This window comes from Alphaproteobacteria bacterium (genome assembly GCA_035625915.1).
Taxonomy (GTDB): domain Bacteria; phylum Pseudomonadota; class Alphaproteobacteria; order JACZXZ01; family JACZXZ01; genus DATDHA01.
In genome coordinates, this window is record DASPOR010000082.1 from 1 (window position 1) to 2,140 (window position 2,140).

A 2,140-nucleotide genomic window follows, 5' to 3' on the forward strand; every position below is an offset into this window, starting at 1 on the left:
CAACTTGCTGATTGCGGCCATCGTATTCTTGGAATTGTCGGTATTTTGCGTCCGCCGTCTCGAGAGCAACGTGCGCACGCGGCAAGGTGCTTCGCAGGAGGAGCAACGGATCGGCGGGAGTGCTTTCGCAGCACTGCCCGGGCTGTTCCGCTCGCCCTACCTGCTCGGAGTCGGCGCATGGGTCAGCCTGCTGTCGTTCGCGGCCACCATCCTTTACTTCGAGCAGGCCAATATCGTGTCGGCGGCGGTCCAGGGTGCGGGCGCCCAAACGCGCGTCTTTGCCAAAATCGACCTTGCGGTCAGCCTGTTGACGCTTGCGACGCAAGCCGTCGCCACGGGGCCGCTCCTCAAGCGCTTCGGCACCGGTGTCGCGGCGGCAGCACTGCCGGCGGTTTTCGTCGTGGGCTTTGCCATCCTGGCGGCTGCACCAAGCCTCGCGGTCGTGATGACCTTCCAAGTGGTGCAGCGTTGGATGAATTTCGCGATCGCCAATCCAGCGCGCCAAGTTTTCTTCACCGTGGTCGCGCGCGAGGAGAAATACAAGGCGAAGAACTTGATCGACGTCGTGGTTTATCGAGGGTCCGACGCGCTCTACGGTTGGGTGTTCGACAGCTTGCAAGCACTTGGCCTGAAGTTGGGCGCCATTGCGATCTGCGCATTGCCGGTCGTGGCGGCATGGTTTTTCCTGTCGACGGCACTCGGACGCAGCCAGGAGCGCCGTGCCCGGGCATCCGATGCGCTGATCGCCCAGGAGGGTTGACGATGACCCGCATAACGCGCCGCGGTCTCGCGGCACTCGCAGCCGGCGTGCTGTTCGCACGGCCCACGATGGCGCAAACCGGTTCCGCGCCCCTTATCAGCCGCGCCATTCCCGGATCGGGCGAGCGCATCCCGGCGGTCGGCCTGGGTACGGCCTATGTTTTCGACACCGACGACGACAAGACTCGACACATGGCCGAGCAAGTCATCGGTGCGTTGGTCGATGCCGGCGGGCGGCTTATCGACACGGCGTCCTCCTATGGCGATGCGGAGAGCGTGATCGGTAACGTGCTTTCGACGACGAGCCTGCGCGACAAGGTCTTCATCGCGACCAAGCTCGAAGAGCCCGACGAAGCCGAGCTCAAGCGCTCGCTCATGCGGCTCAAGGCGTCGAAGGTCGATTTGCTCCAGCTCCACAATGTGCGCGACAAGGCGCAATCGTTGGCGGCGTTCCGTGCGTGGAAGGCTCAAGGCATTTGCCGTTACATCGGCATCACCTCGACATCTCACGGCGATTTCGACGCGGTCGAAGCGATCCTTGCGCGCGAGAAACCCGATTTCGTGCAGATCGACTATTCGCTCGACGACCGATCCGCGGAGAGCCGCATCTTGCCGGTTGCGGCCGAGGTCAAGGCCGGCGTGCTGACGGCCCTTCCGTTCGGGCGCGGCCGTCTCTTCCGTGCCGTGAAGGGGAAGGCAGTTCCCGATTGGGCGACAGGGTTCGCCGGCAGTTGGGCGCAGTTTTTCCTCAAATTCCTTCTCGCCGACGAGCGCGTGACGGCGGTCATTCCCGGCACCTCCGACCCCGCACACATGACGGACAATGCCGGTGCGATGCGCGGACGCCTTCCCGATCCGGGAGAGCGCAAGCGGATGATCGAATTCATCGACAGCCTCTGACCGATAAAGAGTGCCGAACGCGACCGCGGCGTTCCCCTCGTCCTTCGATCATGACGGACGTGCCGTCGGTCGCTATCATGGGTTTGGCCTAGTGCGGCGAATCCGAAATTCGCCACATTTGGGGGCGGGACCGGGAGCGAATTTCGGGTTCAAAGCAAAGTAGCGCGTTGTGTCCGACAAATGATACCGGACTTCGCCAATCGTCATACCTGCAATGAGGACGTGGATCCCCGGGTCAAGCCCGGGCATGACGAGTGGTGAAGTGTCGGGTTGTCCGATTTAGATTCTGGCGCACAGGCAATGATTCAGCGCTCCGCACATAACACCCGTAAACGTCATGCCCGGGCTTGACCCGGGCATCCACATACCTCGGCCCAATCGCCAAGAGGTTGTCTCTATGGTATTCAGATTTGAAGTTTCTAAACGCGGATGCCACCTAAGTTTTAGGAACTTCAAATCCACCGTAATAGTTGGTGGAACC

2 protein-coding genes are annotated in these 2,140 nt (G+C 61.8%); both read left to right on the top strand.

The features are described 5' to 3' along the window. The coding region (locus VEJ16_07030) for an MFS transporter (protein ID HYB09406.1) at positions 1–760 on the top strand (760 nt) is incomplete at its 5' end. Between the two features lie 2 nt (positions 761–762). After that, positions 763–1,659: an aldo/keto reductase gene (locus VEJ16_07035; GenBank protein HYB09407.1), complete on the top strand. Its 897-nt coding sequence runs from the start codon at positions 763–765 to the stop codon at positions 1,657–1,659. Positions 1,660–2,140 lie beyond the last annotated feature (481 nt).